Origin of the sequence: Streptomyces sp. A 4/2 (assembly GCF_940670765.1) — a bacterium.
GTDB lineage: Bacteria > Actinomycetota > Actinomycetes > Streptomycetales > Streptomycetaceae > Streptomyces.
In genome coordinates this window covers 147,414-162,222 of the sequence record NZ_CALNVW010000003.1, presented here as the reverse complement: position 1 = coordinate 162,222, position 14,809 = coordinate 147,414, and the positions used below count along the sequence as shown (strand labels likewise).

Annotated in this window: 10 protein-coding genes; 2 read left to right on the top strand and 8 right to left on the bottom strand. The window is 70.3% G+C overall.

Annotated features, from left to right (window positions below; translation table 11 throughout):
- The first annotated feature begins 268 nt into the window (after positions 1 to 268).
- Positions 269 to 1,231, top strand: coding sequence for a hydrogen peroxide-inducible genes activator (locus tag NBY69_RS03685; protein ID WP_250298174.1), 963 nt, complete (start codon positions 269 to 271; stop codon positions 1,229 to 1,231).
- 65 nt (positions 1,232 to 1,296) lie between these two features.
- Here the strand turns inward: NBY69_RS03685 and NBY69_RS03680 are convergent, their stop codons facing one another.
- Genes NBY69_RS03680 through NBY69_RS03660 form a run of 5 tightly spaced genes read right to left on the bottom strand, consistent with a single transcriptional unit; the run spans position 1,297 to position 7,832 of the window.
- A complete protein-coding gene (locus NBY69_RS03680) occupies positions 1,297 to 3,600 on the bottom strand; it encodes an FtsX-like permease family protein (RefSeq protein ID WP_250298173.1) in 2,304 nt (767 codons plus the stop codon).
- Positions 3,597 to 4,283, bottom strand: coding sequence for an ABC transporter ATP-binding protein (locus NBY69_RS03675; RefSeq protein WP_250298172.1), 687 nt, complete (start codon positions 4,281 to 4,283; stop codon positions 3,597 to 3,599). The genes NBY69_RS03680 and NBY69_RS03675 overlap by 4 nt, the downstream gene beginning before the upstream one ends.
- On the bottom strand, positions 4,280 to 4,804 hold the full coding sequence (locus NBY69_RS03670) for a PadR family transcriptional regulator (RefSeq protein ID WP_250298170.1): 525 nt from the start codon (positions 4,802 to 4,804) through the stop codon (positions 4,280 to 4,282). The genes NBY69_RS03675 and NBY69_RS03670 overlap by 4 nt, the downstream gene beginning before the upstream one ends.
- 14 nt (positions 4,805 to 4,818) lie before the next feature.
- On the bottom strand, positions 4,819 to 7,143 hold the full coding sequence (locus tag NBY69_RS03665) for an ABC transporter permease (RefSeq protein ID WP_250298169.1): 2,325 nt from the start codon (positions 7,141 to 7,143) through the stop codon (positions 4,819 to 4,821).
- Positions 7,140 to 7,832, bottom strand: a complete 693-nt coding sequence (locus NBY69_RS03660) for an ABC transporter ATP-binding protein (protein ID WP_250298167.1) — start codon at positions 7,830 to 7,832, stop codon at positions 7,140 to 7,142. The genes NBY69_RS03665 and NBY69_RS03660 overlap by 4 nt, the downstream gene beginning before the upstream one ends.
- 270 nt (positions 7,833 to 8,102) lie before the next feature.
- On the opposite strand from NBY69_RS03660, the gene NBY69_RS03655 reads away from it, so the two are divergent.
- Complete coding sequence (locus NBY69_RS03655; protein WP_250298165.1) at positions 8,103 to 10,379, top strand: transglycosylase domain-containing protein; 2,277 nt, start codon at positions 8,103 to 8,105, stop codon at positions 10,377 to 10,379.
- Positions 10,380 to 10,442: 63 nt separating this feature from the next.
- Here the strand turns inward: NBY69_RS03655 and NBY69_RS03650 are convergent, their stop codons facing one another.
- From NBY69_RS03650 to NBY69_RS03640, 3 genes are all read right to left on the bottom strand, one after another.
- Complete coding sequence (locus tag NBY69_RS03650) at positions 10,443 to 11,909, bottom strand: catalase (RefSeq protein ID WP_250298163.1); 1,467 nt, start codon at positions 11,907 to 11,909, stop codon at positions 10,443 to 10,445.
- A gap of 195 nt (positions 11,910 to 12,104) precedes the next feature.
- Positions 12,105 to 13,928, bottom strand: coding sequence for a SpoIIE family protein phosphatase (locus tag NBY69_RS03645; RefSeq protein ID WP_250298162.1), 1,824 nt, complete (start codon positions 13,926 to 13,928; stop codon positions 12,105 to 12,107).
- 187 nt (positions 13,929 to 14,115) lie between these two features.
- Positions 14,116 to 14,781 carry a DUF402 domain-containing protein gene (locus tag NBY69_RS03640; RefSeq protein ID WP_250298161.1) on the bottom strand — a complete coding sequence of 222 codons (666 nt, stop codon included), beginning with the start codon at positions 14,779 to 14,781 and terminating at the stop codon, positions 14,116 to 14,118.
- Positions 14,782 to 14,809: the final 28 nt, after the last annotated feature.

Sequence of the window (14,809 nt, the reverse complement as noted above, 5' to 3'; positions counted from 1 at the left end):
CACCTCTTTCACCGTCGGTCTTCGTTGCCGTAGTCGCAAGGTATCAATGCGGCTATCTGTTGCTCGACTGGATCTTCTGCATGACGACGTTCTGAGTCGCTCCGAACTCACCGTCAGGCAGGTCCGCTGCTTCGCGTAACCAGTGCCCATCCAACGGACCTGCCGAGTGACGATGGCCTTGAGTGAGCGGACGGGTTACAGAGTGACACAGCATCCATTGATCACAGAGATAGCTAGACTTGGTTGTCGTGATCGGAGGTACCTATCAGTGACGCCCGTATATAGGGGAAAACAGCCCAGCCACCGGGGAAAGCAACCCAGCCTGGCGCAGCTCCGTGCCTTCGCCGCCGTGGCCGAGTACCTGCACTTCAGGGATGCCGCCGCGGCCATCGGCATGAGCCAGCCCGCGCTGTCGGGGGCCGTGTCGGCGCTGGAGGAGACGCTGGGGGTGCAGCTGCTGGAGCGGACCACCCGCAAGGTGCTGCTGTCGCCCGCCGGGGAGCGGCTGGCGGCGCGTACCCGGGTGGTGCTGGACGCGGTGGGGGAGCTCATGGAGGAGGCCGACGCGGTACGGGCGCCCTTCACCGGGGTGCTCAGGCTCGGGGTGATCCCGACCGTCGCGCCGTATCTGCTGCCGACCGTGCTGCGGCTCGTCCACCGTACGTACCCCGAGCTCGACCTCCAGGTGCACGAGGAGCAGACCTCGTCGCTGGTCGAGGGGCTGACCGCCGGGCGGCTCGATCTGCTGCTGCTCGCGGTGCCGCTCGGGGTGCCGGGCGTGGTCGAACTGCCGCTGTTCGACGAGGAATTCGTGCTGGTCACGCCGCGTGAGCACTGGCTCGCGGGGCGCGAGGACGTCCCGCGTGACGCGCTGCGCGAGCTGGATCTGCTGCTGCTCGACGAGGGGCACTGCCTGCGGGACCAGACGTTGGACATCTGCCGGGAGGCGGGGCGGTCGGACGGCGTCCCGGTGACGACGACCGCGGCCGGGCTCTCCACGCTGGTCCAGCTGGTGGCGGGCGGCCTCGGGGTGACGCTGCTGCCGCGTACGGCGGTACGGGTGGAGACCGGGCGCAACGACCAGCTGGCCACGGCGTACTTCGCGGAGCCCGCGCCGATGCGGCGGATCGCGCTGGCGATGCGGGCGGGGGCCGCGCGCCAGGAGGAGTTCACGGCGTTCGCCGGGGCGCTGCGGGAGGGCGTACGGCCGTTGCCGGTGTGGCTGGCGTAGGCCGCCGCCCTCCCGCGGCTGGCGTCGGCCGCCGCCCTCCCGCCGTCCGGCCCTCCCGCGTCCCGCTACTCCGTACGCAGCCCCTCGGGCCGCATCAGCCGCCACAGCGGCGGCATGCTGATCGCCGTCACCAGGACGACGACACCCGCGCCGATGCCCGTCAGGGCCGTGACCGCGGACCAGTCGACGGTGACGGTGTGGCCGACCATCCGGAGCAGGACCGTTCCCAGGCCCAGCCCCACGGCCGCGGCCAGCACCAGACCGAGCGCGACCGGGACGGCGGTCTGCCACAGCACCGACCAGCTCATGGTGGAGCGGCGGGTACCGAAGGCCGCGAGGGCCGCCAGCAGCCGCCGGCGGTCGCGGAGCTGCTCCAGGACCGAGACGAGCAGGCTCGCGCCGATCAGCAGGAGCACGGCGGCGGCGCCCATGTACAGGCCCTTGCGGACGCCCGTGAAGCGGCTGTCCTCGCGGACCTCGTGCAGGGCGACGGTCTCGATCATCGGGTTGTACCTGGCCACGGTGTTACGGACCAGCTCGGTGGCGTCCGTCGCCGCCGGGTCGACGGTGACGTAGACCGTGCGCAGCATGGAGAGGTCCTTGGCCGGCGGCAGCGCGCCGGGGGTGATCAGCACGCCACCACCGCCGGAGCTGCCGGCCGGGTCGGTCCGCAGGCTCACCGAGCGGGTCCCGGCGGGCAGCGTCCAGGGGACCTGATGCCTGGCCTGTCCACCGAAGGACGAGCTGAGGAAGAGGTGCCTGCCCGGCTTGGCGATCTTCGGGAGGTTCGCGTCCCAGCCGCCGGTGGTGACGAACGTGTCGCCGTCCCTGCAACTGGGGAGGGTGGCGATCTCGCGCAGCGCGGTGCAGTCCCCGGAGAGCACCTCGCTGATGTCGCCCGCGGACTTCGTGGCCGAGACGGAGGCCCGGCTGACCGGCAGCGCCTTGGTGACGCCGGGCGTCCTGCGCAGCGCGTCGGTGATCCTGGTGCCCGAGTCGTCGTTGGTGACGACCAGTTGGGCGCGGGTGAGGTCGGCGCCCGTCTCCTTGCTGTAGTCGCTGTCGACCCCGGCGAACAGCATCTGGAGGGCGATGGCTCCGGCCACCGCGACGGCGATGCCGTTGACCAGGCGGGCCGCGTTTCCACTCGTCAACTGGAGCCTTCGGATGGCGAGTTGCCAGGAAGTCGGGCCGCCGCTGAGGCGGTTGACGACAGCTTCGACCAGCCAGGGCAGCAGCGCCGTCACGCCGATCAGCAGCAGCACCGTCCCGGAGATGACCTGGGCGTTGTTGAAATTGCCGTGGGTGCGGCCCGTGCCCGTCATCGGGAGGAGCAGGGCGAGTCCGGCGACCGGCAGCAGGACGCGCCACCAGACGCGGCGGCGGCGCGGCACCGACGTACGGACGACACCGAGCGGTTCGATCACCACGCCGCGCAGGGTGAGCAGGGTGACGCCGACGGCCGAGGCGGGCACCGAGGCGGCGACCAGCACGGCCAGGCCGATGCCCGGGTTCAGGTCGGCGGGGAAGAGGTTGATCCCGGCGACGTCGATGTCACCGGCGAAGCTGCGGGCCACCAGGAAGAACACGGCGCCGAGGAACAGCCCGAACAGGGAGCCCGCGAAGGATTCGCCCGCCGCGATACGGCGGGTCATCCGGGAATCCGTACCGATCAGCCGCAGAGCGGCCAGCCGGCGGTCGCGGCTGTCGCTGCCGAAACGGACGGCGGCGGCGATGAACACACCCACCGGCATCAGCAGGACGACGAAGATGATGACGACGAGCAGGCTCAGGACCGGGTCCATCGCGGGCTGGGGCGGTACGTCGGAGAACGCGTTGATGCGCCGTACGGTGCCGCCGTCCGACAGATCGAGACGGTCGCTGCCCGCGTAGTAGGCGAGTTCGTGCGGCCCGGTCAGCCCGGCGTCGCCGATGGTGCCGGCGATCCGGTACGGGATCCGCTCGCGCAGCAGCTTGCCGTCGGACGAGCCGAGCAGCGCCTTGAGCGCCGGGGACGCCAGCATCTCACCGGCCTTCGGGGCCGCCGGGATACCCGCGGGCACCGGCGCCTGCGGGCCCTCGGGCTTCATCAGCCGGCCGCGGACGTCCTTGCCCCGGTACGTGGTGTCCGACATGCCGAGCAGCAGCGTGTCGTTGCCGCGCTTGTCGACCATGGCGGCGCCGAAGTCGTTGCGGTTGTCCTTCCGCGCGTCCCGGGCCGCGAGCGCCCCGGGGATGGCGGTGGTGACCAGCAGCAGGGCCACGCCCAGGCCCACGCCGACCGCTGTCAGCAGCGTACGGGTCCAGCCCTCACGGCCCCCGCCGACAGCGAACTTCATGCCCATCGTGAGGTCTTGCGTCCAGCTCATACCGCGTGCTCCAGGTCCCGGGATCTGCCGTCGCGTACGACGACCTCGCGATCGGAGTAGGCGGCCACCCGCGGCTCGTGCGTGACGAGCACGACGGCCGCGTTGGCCGAGCGGGCGGCCTGGGTGAAGAGTTCCATGACGCGTTCGCCGTTGAGGGAGTCGAGCGCGCCGGTCGGCTCGTCCGCGAACAGCACGCGCGGCCCGGTCACCAGCGAACGGGCCACGGCGACCCGCTGTCCCTGACCGCCGGAGACCTCGCCGGGCCGCTTGTGCCCGAGGTCGGCGACTTCGAGGCGGTCCATCCACTCCAGCGCGCGACGCTCGGCCTCCTTGCGCTTGAGACCGTTCAGCCGGAGCGGCAGCGCGACGTTCTCCGTGCAGGTCAGCTCGGGGACGAGCTGCCCGAACTGGAAGACGAAGCCGAACTCGCTGCGGCGCAGGGAGCTGCGCTCGGAGTCCGACATCGCGGACAGCTCGCGCCCGTTGTAGGTGATGGTGCCCGAGTCGGGGCGGACGATGCCGGCCAGACAGTGCAGCAGCGTCGACTTGCCGGAGCCCGACGGGCCCATGACGGCGACGACTTCACCGGCGTGGATGGAGAACGAGGCGCCGTCGAGCGCGGGGGTCGGCCCGTACACCTTGTGCAGGCCGTCGGCGTGGAGAAGGGAGCCGGCGGGAGTCATGCGGACACCTCCGTGGCGAGCTGGTCGAGCCGGGCGGCGGTCAGTTCCAGCCAGCGCAGGTCGGCTTCGAGATGGAACAGGGCGTGGTCGCAGATCAGCTGGTCGGCGAGGTCGCCGCGGCGCTTGCGGTCGGTGAGGATGCGCATCAGCCGCAGGTGTTCGGCCCGTTGGGTGTCCAGCAGGTCGGCGGCGCTGCGTCCGGTGAGCAGCGCCAGGACGACCTTGGTGTACAGCGTGGACTGGAGGTACGGCTCGGGCTTCTCGGGCGACGCGAGCCACTGGTCGACGTCGCTGATCCCGGCGTCGGTGATCGCGTACCGCTTGCGCTCGGGGCCGCCGCCGGCTTCCACCCCGTCGACCTCGACGAGGCCGTTCTTGAGCAGCCGGGACATGGTCGAGTAGACCTGCCCGTAGTGCAGCGGTCTGTCATGACCGAACTTCTCGTCGAAGGCGCGCTTGAGGTCGTAGCCATGGCGCGGCCCCGACTCGAGGATGCCGAGCAGTGTGTGGCCGATGGACATGTGCGTGGCCCTTCCTATTCGGTACGGAGGCCGTCGGGGCGCATCATGCGCCACAGCGGAGGGAGGCTGAGCAGGGTGACGAGCAGGATCACTCCCGCTCCCGCACCGGCCAGCGGGACGAAGCCCCACCAGTCGGTGACGGACTTGCCGATGAGCCGCAGCAGTGCGGCGCCGAGCCCGAGACCGCCGGCGACGGCGAGCGCGAGGCCGAGCACCACGGGCAGCGCGGTCTGCCAGAGCACCGACCAGCCGAGGGTGGTACGGCGGGTGCCGAAGGCCACCAGGACGGACAACAGCCGCTTGCGTGCGCGCAGTTGCTCCAGCTGGGAGACGAGCATCGAGGCGGCGATCAGCACCATGGTCGCGGCGGAGGCGGCGAGCAGCGCGTTCTCGATGCTCGCGTACTGCTTGTCGCGCTCGACGGCAGAGATGTCCCACACCCGCATGAGCGGGTCGATCCCGGCCGCCGTGTTGCGTACGTGATCCGCGGCGTCCGGCACCGAACGGTCGGTCTTCACCAGGGCGGTGGTGTCCGCGTCCGGCAGCATCGACAGATCGATCGCGGACGGGGTGAGGAAGATGCCGTCGCGCGTCTGGCCCATCGGGTCGACGCGGGCGAAGACCGTGGGCGTGGACTTCGGGAGCGTCCAGAGCCTGGGGTGGCCGTCGCGGCCGACGTTGAGCTTGCCGCCCGGCCGTACGGTCTTGTCCACCCAGTCGTTGGACTCCTTGTGCCCCTTGATGTGGACGACGAAGGAGTCGCCGTCCTCGCAGGAGGGGAGGGTGGCCAGTTCGCGCAGGGTCGCGCAGTCGCCGATGGTGAGGGAGGTCGTCGGCCAGGGCCCGGCGGCGTTCGGGTCGCCGTCCGGCTTGTCGGCGTAGCCCTCGATGGCGCCGATGACGGCCTTGACGCCCTTGGTCTGCTGGAACGCGTGGATCATCTGATGGGCCCGTTCCGCGCTGGGGTACGACGCGCTGATGTGCATCTGGGCGCGGGCCGGGTTCTGGCCGGTGATCCTGTTGAAGTCGTCGTGCAGCCCGGCGAAGTACATCTGGAGCGCGACCGCCCCGGCGACGGCGACCGTGATGCCGCTGACCGCGCGGGCCGCCGATCCGCTGTTCAACTGGAGCCTGCGGGTGGCCAGCTGGAACGGCACGGGCCCGCCCCGCATCCGGCCGACGACCGCCTCGACGACCCAGGGCAGCAGGACGGTGAGCCCCGCGAGGATCAGGATCGCGCCGCCCGCGATGGGGTACGGATCGATGAACTCGGTCTTGTTGGTGACCCGGTTTGCCTTCAGCAGCAGGGCCAGTCCGGCGAGGGGCATCACCAGACGCCACCAGAACCGGCGGCGGCGGGTGGTCGTCTGCCGTGCGATGCCCAGCGGTTCGACCGTCACGGCGCGCATCGCGAAGAGGGTCACGGCGATGGCCGACAGCGGTACCGCCACGACGATCAGCGCGGCCAGCATCGGCACCGGGTCGAGATCGGACGGGAAGACGGACAGGTTCCACACCTGGACGCCGCCGATCAGCTCCCGGCCGATCAGGAAGAAGACCCAGCCGAGCAGCACCCCGAGCACCGCTCCGGCGAACGCCTCACCGGCCGCGACCCGCCTGGTCGTACGGGTGTCGGCGCCGACCAGCCGCAGCGAGGCGAGGCGCTGGTCCCGGCGGTCGCTGCCGAAGCGGACCGCGGTCGCGATGAACACGGCCACCGGCGTGAGCAGGACCACACAGCCGAGCACGGAGAGCACGACCAGGAACGGCGACAGCGGGACGCTGTCCGGACCGCCGCCGAAGTGCGCGAGCCGGTGGGCGCCGGTGTGCGGGGTGAGGGTGGAGCTGCCCGCGTAGTAGAACAGCTCGGCCGGGTCGTTCAGCCCGGCGTCCCCGATGGTGCCGGCGATCCGGTACGGGAGGCGCTCGCGGAGCAGCTTGCCGTCGTCGGATCCCAGCAGGTCCTTCAGCGCCGGCGAGACGAGCATCGTGCCGTCGGCGGGCAGTGCGGAGATCCCCGGCGGGACGACCGGGTGCTTGCCCTCGGCCCGGAGCAGATAGCCGTCGACGGTGGTCTTGCGGAACACGCTGTCGGCGTGGCCGTAGAGCACGGTGCTGTCGCTGCGCGGGACCGAGTGCCCGAAGGGGGGCTCGGTGACGGTGCGCGCGTGTGAGCGTTCGGTGCGGCTGTTCATCGCGTTCGGCACGGACGAGGCGGTGAGCAGCAGGGCCACCCCGAGCGCCACACCGACCGCGGTGAGCACGGTGCGCACCCAGGACTCCCGGCCGCCGGCCACGGCGAACCGGACCCCCATGGCGAGGTCGCTGCGGCGGCTCATGAGGCGAACTGCGCGGCGCGGTCGCGGGACTTGCCGTCGCGTACGACGACCTCGCGGTCGGAGTAGGCGGCGACCCGGGCCTCGTGGGTGACCAGGACGACGGCCGCGTTCGTGGAGCGGGCCGCCTCGGTGAAGAGCTCCATGACGCGTTCGCCGTTGAGGGAGTCGAGTGCGCCGGTCGGCTCGTCCGCGAACAGCACGCGCGGTCCCGCCACCAGCGAACGCGCGATGGCGACCCGCTGGCCCTGGCCGCCGGAGACCTCACCCGGCCGCTTGTGCCCGACCTCGGTGACTTCCAGCCGCTCCAGCCATTCCCGCGCCCGGCTCTCGGCCTCCTTGCGCTTGACGCCGTTCAGCCGGAGCGGCAGCGCGACGTTCTGCACACAGGTCAGCTCGGGGACGAGCTGACCGAACTGGAAGACGAACCCGAAGTCCGTGCGGCGGAGCTCGCTGCGGCCCATGTCGTTCATGCCCGTGAGGTTCAGGTCCCCGTACCGGATGGTCCCGGCATCGGGCTCCACTATCCCGGCGAGGCAGTGCAGCAGGGTCGACTTGCCGGACCCGGACGGTCCCATGACGGCGACGATCTCGCCGGGCGCGATGGCGAAGTCCGCACCGTCCAGGGCGGGGGTCGGGCCGTAGGCCTTGTGGAGGTCGGTTGCGCTGAGCAACGGAGGCTGGGATGGCATGCCGAGGACTATACGCACTACGTATACCCACGGTGTATACCGGGGGTGCATAGTGACCGGAAATGCTGACGAAGACTCTCAATTCGGGCGACTTTTGTGAGGAATTGATGAGGTGCGGCAACCTTGCGAGGGAGATACACGTCGGTTCCCTATGAGACGGGTGCTGATTGTCACGTACGGAAAAGACCGGATCGGGCGCCCTATGTCCGCAGGTGCGGTGTTAGCTTTCGACAGCTGACCTGGGTGAGAAGAAGGCGGAGTCACAGAGCGATGGGCCGTGCGGACGATCGACGGGCCCGGCAGCGCGGGGCGCGCCGGGCCAAATCCACGAAGAGCGGCATACGCCGGCTCTTCACCTGGAAGAAAATCCTGGGCAGCTTCTTCGTGCTCTGCCTGCTGGTGATGGGCGGCTTCGTCGCGCTCTACCTGTACGTGCCGATGCCGACGGCCAACGCCGACGCGGAGCTGCAGAGCAACGTCTACAAGCTCAGCAACGGCAAGGTGCTCGCCCGCACGGGCAAGGTCAACCGCGAGAAGGTCGACCTCTCGGAGGTCCCTCTCGACGTCCAGCACACCTTCGTCGCCGCCGAGAACATGTCCTTCTACAAGGACCACGGCGTCGACTTCCGGGGCACTGCCCGAGGGCTCTACAACACCCTCCAGGGCAGGAAGCAGGGTGGCTCGACGATCACCCAGCAGTACGTGAAGAACTACTACCTGAGCGCCGACCAGACCGTGACCCGCAAGCTCAAGGAGCTGGTGGTCTCGCTCAAGGTCGACAGGAAGTTGACCAAGGAGGACATCCTCGCCGGGTACATCAACACCAGCTACTACGGCCGGGGCGCCTTCGGCATCCAGGCCGCGTCGCAGGCGTACTACGGGATCGACGCCAAGAACCTGAACGTCAGCCAGGGTGCGTACCTGGCGTCGCTGCTCCAGGCGCCGAGCCAGTACGACTGGGCGGTGGCGACCGACGAGGGCAAGAAGCTCGTCCAGGAACGCTGGGGCTACACGCTCGACAACATGGTCAAGATGAACTGGCTCGACAGCGCCAAGCGCGGCGAGCAGAAGTTCCAGATACCGCAGAAGCCCAAGCCCGAGGAAGGTCTGAAGGGTGAGACCGGGTATCTGGTGAAGGCGGCCAACCAGGAGCTGGAGGCGCAGGGCCTCTCCGAGGCGGAGATCGACGCCGGCGGCTGGACGGTCACCCTCAACATCGACCCGAAGAAGCAGGCGGCCCTGGAGAAGACGCTCAAGGAGCAGCTGACCGACAAGCTCACGCCCAAGACGCGTCCGGTCGACGCGGACATCGAGGCGGGCGCGGTCTCGGTCAACCCGCACACCGGCGCGATCGAAGCGCTCTACGGCGGCCAGGACTACCTGAAGCACGAGATCAGCAACGCCAAGCGGACCGACTACCAGCCCGCTTCGACCTTCAAGCCGCTGATCCTCGCGGCGGCCCTGGAGTCCGGCGCCAAGACGCAGGACGGCAAGCCGATCACGGCCGACACCATCTACAACGGTGACAGCAAGCGCCAGGTCGTGGACAGCAACGGCAACAACGTCGGCTTCGACCCGCCCAACGAGGACGACCACAACTACGGCCCCATCACCGTCCAGACCGCGATGAACAACTCGGTCAACTCGGTGTTCGCGCAGATGGGTGTCGACGTCGGCCTCGGCAAGATCAAGACGCTCGGCGCCGACCTCGGCATGAGCCGGATGAAGACCGCGCAGGCGGTCCCCGCCATGACCCTGGGTTCGTACGGCGCCAGCCCGATGGAGATGGCCGGGGTGTACGCGACCCTCGACAACCACGGCAAGAAGGTCACGCCGACGATCGTGAAGTCGGCGACCCGGCCGGGCCGGGAACCGCTCACGATGCAGAAGGGCATCGGCGACCAGGTCATCAGCCGTCAGACGGCGGACGCGGTGACCTCGGTGCTGACCGGTGTGGTCGACCAGGGCACCGGCAAGGTGGTCAAGAACAAGGACCAGCAGGTCGCGGGCAAGACCGGTACCTCGGACGAGAACAAGTCCGCCTGGTTCACCGGCTACACCCCGAACCTGGTCACCTCGGTCGGTCTGTTCGGTGAGGCCGCCAAGACCCACACGGTGAACGGCAAGACCGTCCACCAGGGTGACCAGGTCACCATCAGCGGTGCGGCGGGCAGCCCGACGGGCCGTATCAACGGTGGTGGCTTCCCGGCCCAGATCTGGGCCGCGTTCACCTTCGGCCTCGATCTGAAGCCGAGCAAGTTCGACCTGGACACCGACCAGGGTGCGGCGGTCAAGCCGGACTACACCCCGCCGCCGCCGCCGTCGAACACGCCGTCCCCGCCCGCGAAGGACACTCCGCCCGCGTCGCCGCCGCCCGTGTCGAAGACCCCGCCCCCGCCGTCGGACCCCGGGACCCCGCCGCCGTCGGACCCGGGAACCCCGCCGCCGTCGGACCCCGGGACCCCACCCCCGCCGCCGGACCCCGGGAGTTCGCTGAACAACCAGTTGCAGCAGAACCAGCAGAACGGTCAGCAGCGCGACCGCTGACGTACGGGGAAGGGCCCCGCGGCTTCGTGCCGCGGGGCCCTTCCCCGTATGCGTGGCAGCAGCTCAGCCGTTCGGCTTGGCCCTCGCCGCGATCCGGTCGCCCGTCGCCTTGTCGATGTTGCGCCAGTACTGCAGCGCCCGGTCGAGGACCGGCGCGGAGACCCCCTGGGCCAGATGGCCGACGACGTTGTCGACGAGCCGTGCGCGCTGGTCGTCGTTGAGGACCTGGCGCACCATCGTGCCCGGCTGACCCCAGTCGTCGTCGTCCCGGCGCAGCGTGTACGCCTCACGGACCATCTCGCCGGCGGACTCCCACCCGGCGGGCTCCCCGTAGCGGGCGGTGTCCGCGGCGGGGCCGCCGTAGGAGTTGGGCGCGTACGGCGCGGACGCGGCGGACGGCTCGTACCGCATCGGCCCGTCCTTCGCGTACGAATTGACCGCCGAGCGCGGCCGGTTGGGCGGCAGCTGCGTGTAGTTCGGCCCGATCCGGTAGCGGTGCGTGTCCGGGTACGAGAACATCCGGCCGAGCAGCATCTTGTCCGGCGACGGGCCGATGCCGGGGACCATGTTCGAGGGCTCGAAGGACGCCTGCTCGATGTGGACGAAGTGGTCCTCGGGGTTCTTGTTCAGGGTCATCCGCCCGACATCGATCAACGGGTAGTCGCCGTGCGGCCACACCTTGGTCAGGTCGAAGGGGTTGAAGCGGTAGCCGGGGGCGTCGTCGAACGGCATGACCTGGACCTTCAGCGACCACGACGGGGCGTTCCCCGACTTGATCGACTCGAAGAGGTCCCGCCGGTGGTAGTCCGTGTCGACCCCGGCCATGGCGTCGGCGTCGGCCTGCGTCAGGAAGTCGATGCCCTGGTCGGTCTTGAAGTGGTACTTGACCCAGAACTTCTCGCCCGCGCCGTTCACCCACATGTAGGTGTGCGAGCTGTAGCCATTCATGTTGCGCCAGGTCTTGGGGATGCCCCGGTCGCCCATCAGCCAGGTGACCTGGTGCGCGGACTCGGGCGAGAGCGTCCAGAAGTCCCACTGCATGTCGTTGTCGCGCAGCCCGCTGTCGGGGCGGCGCTTCTGGCTGCGGATGAAGTCCTGGAACTTGATCGGGTCACGTACGAAGAAGACCGGCGTGTTGTTGCCGACCATGTCGTAATTGCCGTGCTCCGTATAGAACTTGAGGGCGAAACCGCGGGGGTCGCGCCAGGTGTCGGGGGAGCCCATCTCACCGGCGACCGTCGAGAAGCGGGCCAGCATCTCGGTGCGCCTGCCCGGCTGGAAGAGGTCCGCCTTGGTGAACTGGCTGACGTCGTTGGTGACTTCGAAGGTCCCGTACGCACCGGAACCCTTCGCGTGCACCACGCGCTCGGGGACCCGCTCCCGGTTGAACTGAGCCATCTTCTCGATGAGGTACGCGTCGTGCAGCAGGATCGGCCCGTCGGAGCTGACGGTGAGCGAGTGTTCGTCGCTCTCCACCGGAATTCCCGCGTTCGTGGTGGTGAAGGTGGCCTTCTGGGGTGCCTTGCTCACGAGCGTTTTCCCATCGTTCGAGGGGGTTGGGGGCGCTTCGTCCGCGAGCCCCAGTGAACCCCTCCGACGCCGGGTCGGCAACATGTGAACGGGCCCCGGGTGAGTGCGCGGGCAGCGGAACGGGCCCGCCCCCAGCAGGGGACGGGCCCGTTCCGTATCCGGGTCCTGTCACTCGTCAGGAGGAGCCGCGCGCCCCTACCGTGACGTCGTACCGATCTCGAACCACACCACCTTGCCGGTGGAGAGCCGGGTCGCCCCCCACCGCCTGGCCAGCCGGTTCACCAGGAAGAGACCCCGGCCGCCCTCGTCCGTCTCCCGGGCCCGGCGCTGGCGCGGCAGCTGCGGGGAGTCGTCGCCGACCTCGCAGCGCAGCACGTCGGTCCGCAGCAGCCGCAGGGTCACCGGCCGCTCGGCGTACCGCACGGCATTGGTCACTACCTCGCTGACCAGCAGCTCCACCGAGTCGGACAGCTCCTCCAGGCCCCAGCGCTCCAGCGCCTGGCGCACCAGCCGCCTGGCCCGGCGCGGGGCCTGCTCCTCCGGGTCGAGGGACCAGTACGCGACGTCGCTCGGCGCGATCCCGTCGAAGCGGGCCGCGAGCAGCGCGATGTCGTCGTCACGGTCGCCGGGGCCCAGCATGTCCAGGACGTCGTCGCAGAGGGCCTCCAGCGGCGGCGAGTGGTCCGGGCCGGTCAGCTCGGCGGTGGCGGCCAGCCGTTCCCGCAACTGCTCGATCCCGGTCCAGACGTCACGCAGCCGGGACTCCACGAGGCCGTCCGTGTAGAGCAGCAGCGTGGCGCCCGCGGGCGCGTCCAGCTCGACCGCCTCGAAGTCCACCCCGCCGACCCCGATCGGGGCGCCGGGCGGGACCCGCAGCACCTCCGCGCGACCGCCCAGGTGCAGCAGCACCGGCGGCGGGTGGCCCGCGTTGGCGATGGTGATCCGGTGCGCCACCGGGTCGTACACGGCGTACAGGCAGGTCGCCATCCGGTCCGAACCGAGCCGCTGCGCCTGTTCGTCCAGATGGTGCAGCACCTCGGCGGGCGGCAGATCCAGCTGCGCCAGCGTCTGGGCCGTCGTCCTGAGCTGGCCCATGATCGCGGCCGATGTCATGGAGTGCCCCATCACATCGCCCACCACCAGCGCGACCCTGCTGCCCGGCAGCGGGATCGCGTCGTACCAGTCGCCGCCGACCCGCGCGGTCTCGGCCGCGGGCAGATAGCGGGACGCCAGCTTCACGCCGGTCGGCTGCGGCAGCGAGTCCGGCAGCATCGTGCGCTGGAGCTCGTCGGCGATGTACGCCTCGCGCCCGTACAGCACCGCCTTGTCGATGCCCAGCGCGGTGTGCGTCGCCAACTGGGCGGCGACCAGCAGGTCGTTGGGCTCGAAGGGGGGCCGGTCCGGACGCCGTACGAAGACCGCGGCGCCGATCACCCGGCGCCTGCCCCGCAGCGGGGCGAGGATCGTGCGGTGTCCGTTCGGCACGGTCCGGTCGGGGCCCAGCAGCTCGGGCAGCGCGGCGCGGGCCGCGGCGGAGTCCCCGAAGACCGGGCGTACGCCCCGGAGCACTTCGGCGAGTGCGCCCCCGGGCAGCACTTCGCACAGCTCGGCGGCGAGCGGCTCCAGCGGCTCCTCCGCCTCTTCCTCGTCCACTAACCGCAGCCGGTCGGTACGGCGCAGCCGCAGCACGAACGGCACGGCCGGCCGCTCGTCACCCACCGGCAGCGGGTCACGGAGGAAGACGAGTATCGCGTCGGAGAACGTCGGCACGGTCGCTCTGCACAGGCCGAGCACGATCTCGTCGAGGTCTATGCCACGGGCGATGCGCCGGGTGGCGGCCCCTACGAAACGGAGTCTGTCGCCCTCGCTGCGGCCGGGCGAGGCCGTCGGCGGTGGCAGGGGCGCGGGGATGGCCCCCGCGGCCGCCACGTCGGCAGCCTGCTGCCGCGGGCGAGTGTGTTCGAGCGGCCTGGCAGCTGCTGGCTGTCGGCCTTCGTGGGAGGTGGTGTGCTCCGTCACGCGAGGGATTCCGTCCGTCCGAGGCAGGTGTGCGATGCAACCGCTTCGACGGTTCGTATACCCGCTGTCATGGCTGCACCCCCCTGTAGTGACATTCGGTCAGTTCATTTGCTGTACGGGATCGTTGTAGGGCGCGGCCCGGCGGACGACGATCCTACGTTTGGCCCCCGGGGGCGCATCAAGGGTCTCACGACGGCATGCGCGCGGGCGTGCGGTCCCAGTCCGCCGGGAGTGCGGGCACGGTCCACCGTGGGTCGGGGCGCCACTCCTCCCAGCCGTCGGCGAACGGCGACCCCCAGGCCTCGATCAGCTCGATCGCGGCACTGCCCGCCGCCCGCACCCGCCGGGCCTGCCCGGCATCCATCAGACCCACCTGCTGGGCCTGCGCGAACTCGTCCTCGTCCAGCCACTGCCAACTGCGGTCGGGCAGCACGGAGATGTCGAGGAAATGATCCTCGGAGTCGATCCCGCCGTCCCACCGCAGGTGCGGCTCCTCCAGGTTCACGTACCAGCTCTTGAAGCGCCAGTCCCGCTCCCACCACAGCCACACCGACCAGGGTTCACCGGGCCGCACCAGCTTCAGCACGCCCATGCCCCACCACCGGTCGCGCACGACGGTACGCGGTCTGGTGTAGCGGGTGGCCAGCGGCTCCCGGTGTACGGGAGTTCCGTCCGCGAGCGCGGGCTTCATGCACTCGGTGCCCGGGGCGACCCAGGCGGCGAGCAGCTCGTCCGTGTCCTGAACGACCGTCACCGGGCGGCAGATGTGCAGGCTGTCGGACGCGTTGCCGCGGTAGCGCCAGAGGATGTGGTCCCCGGGCGTCCAGTGTCGTGTTCCTCCTGCACCTGTCATGGAGAGATCCTAGACCTGTCCGCCCCTG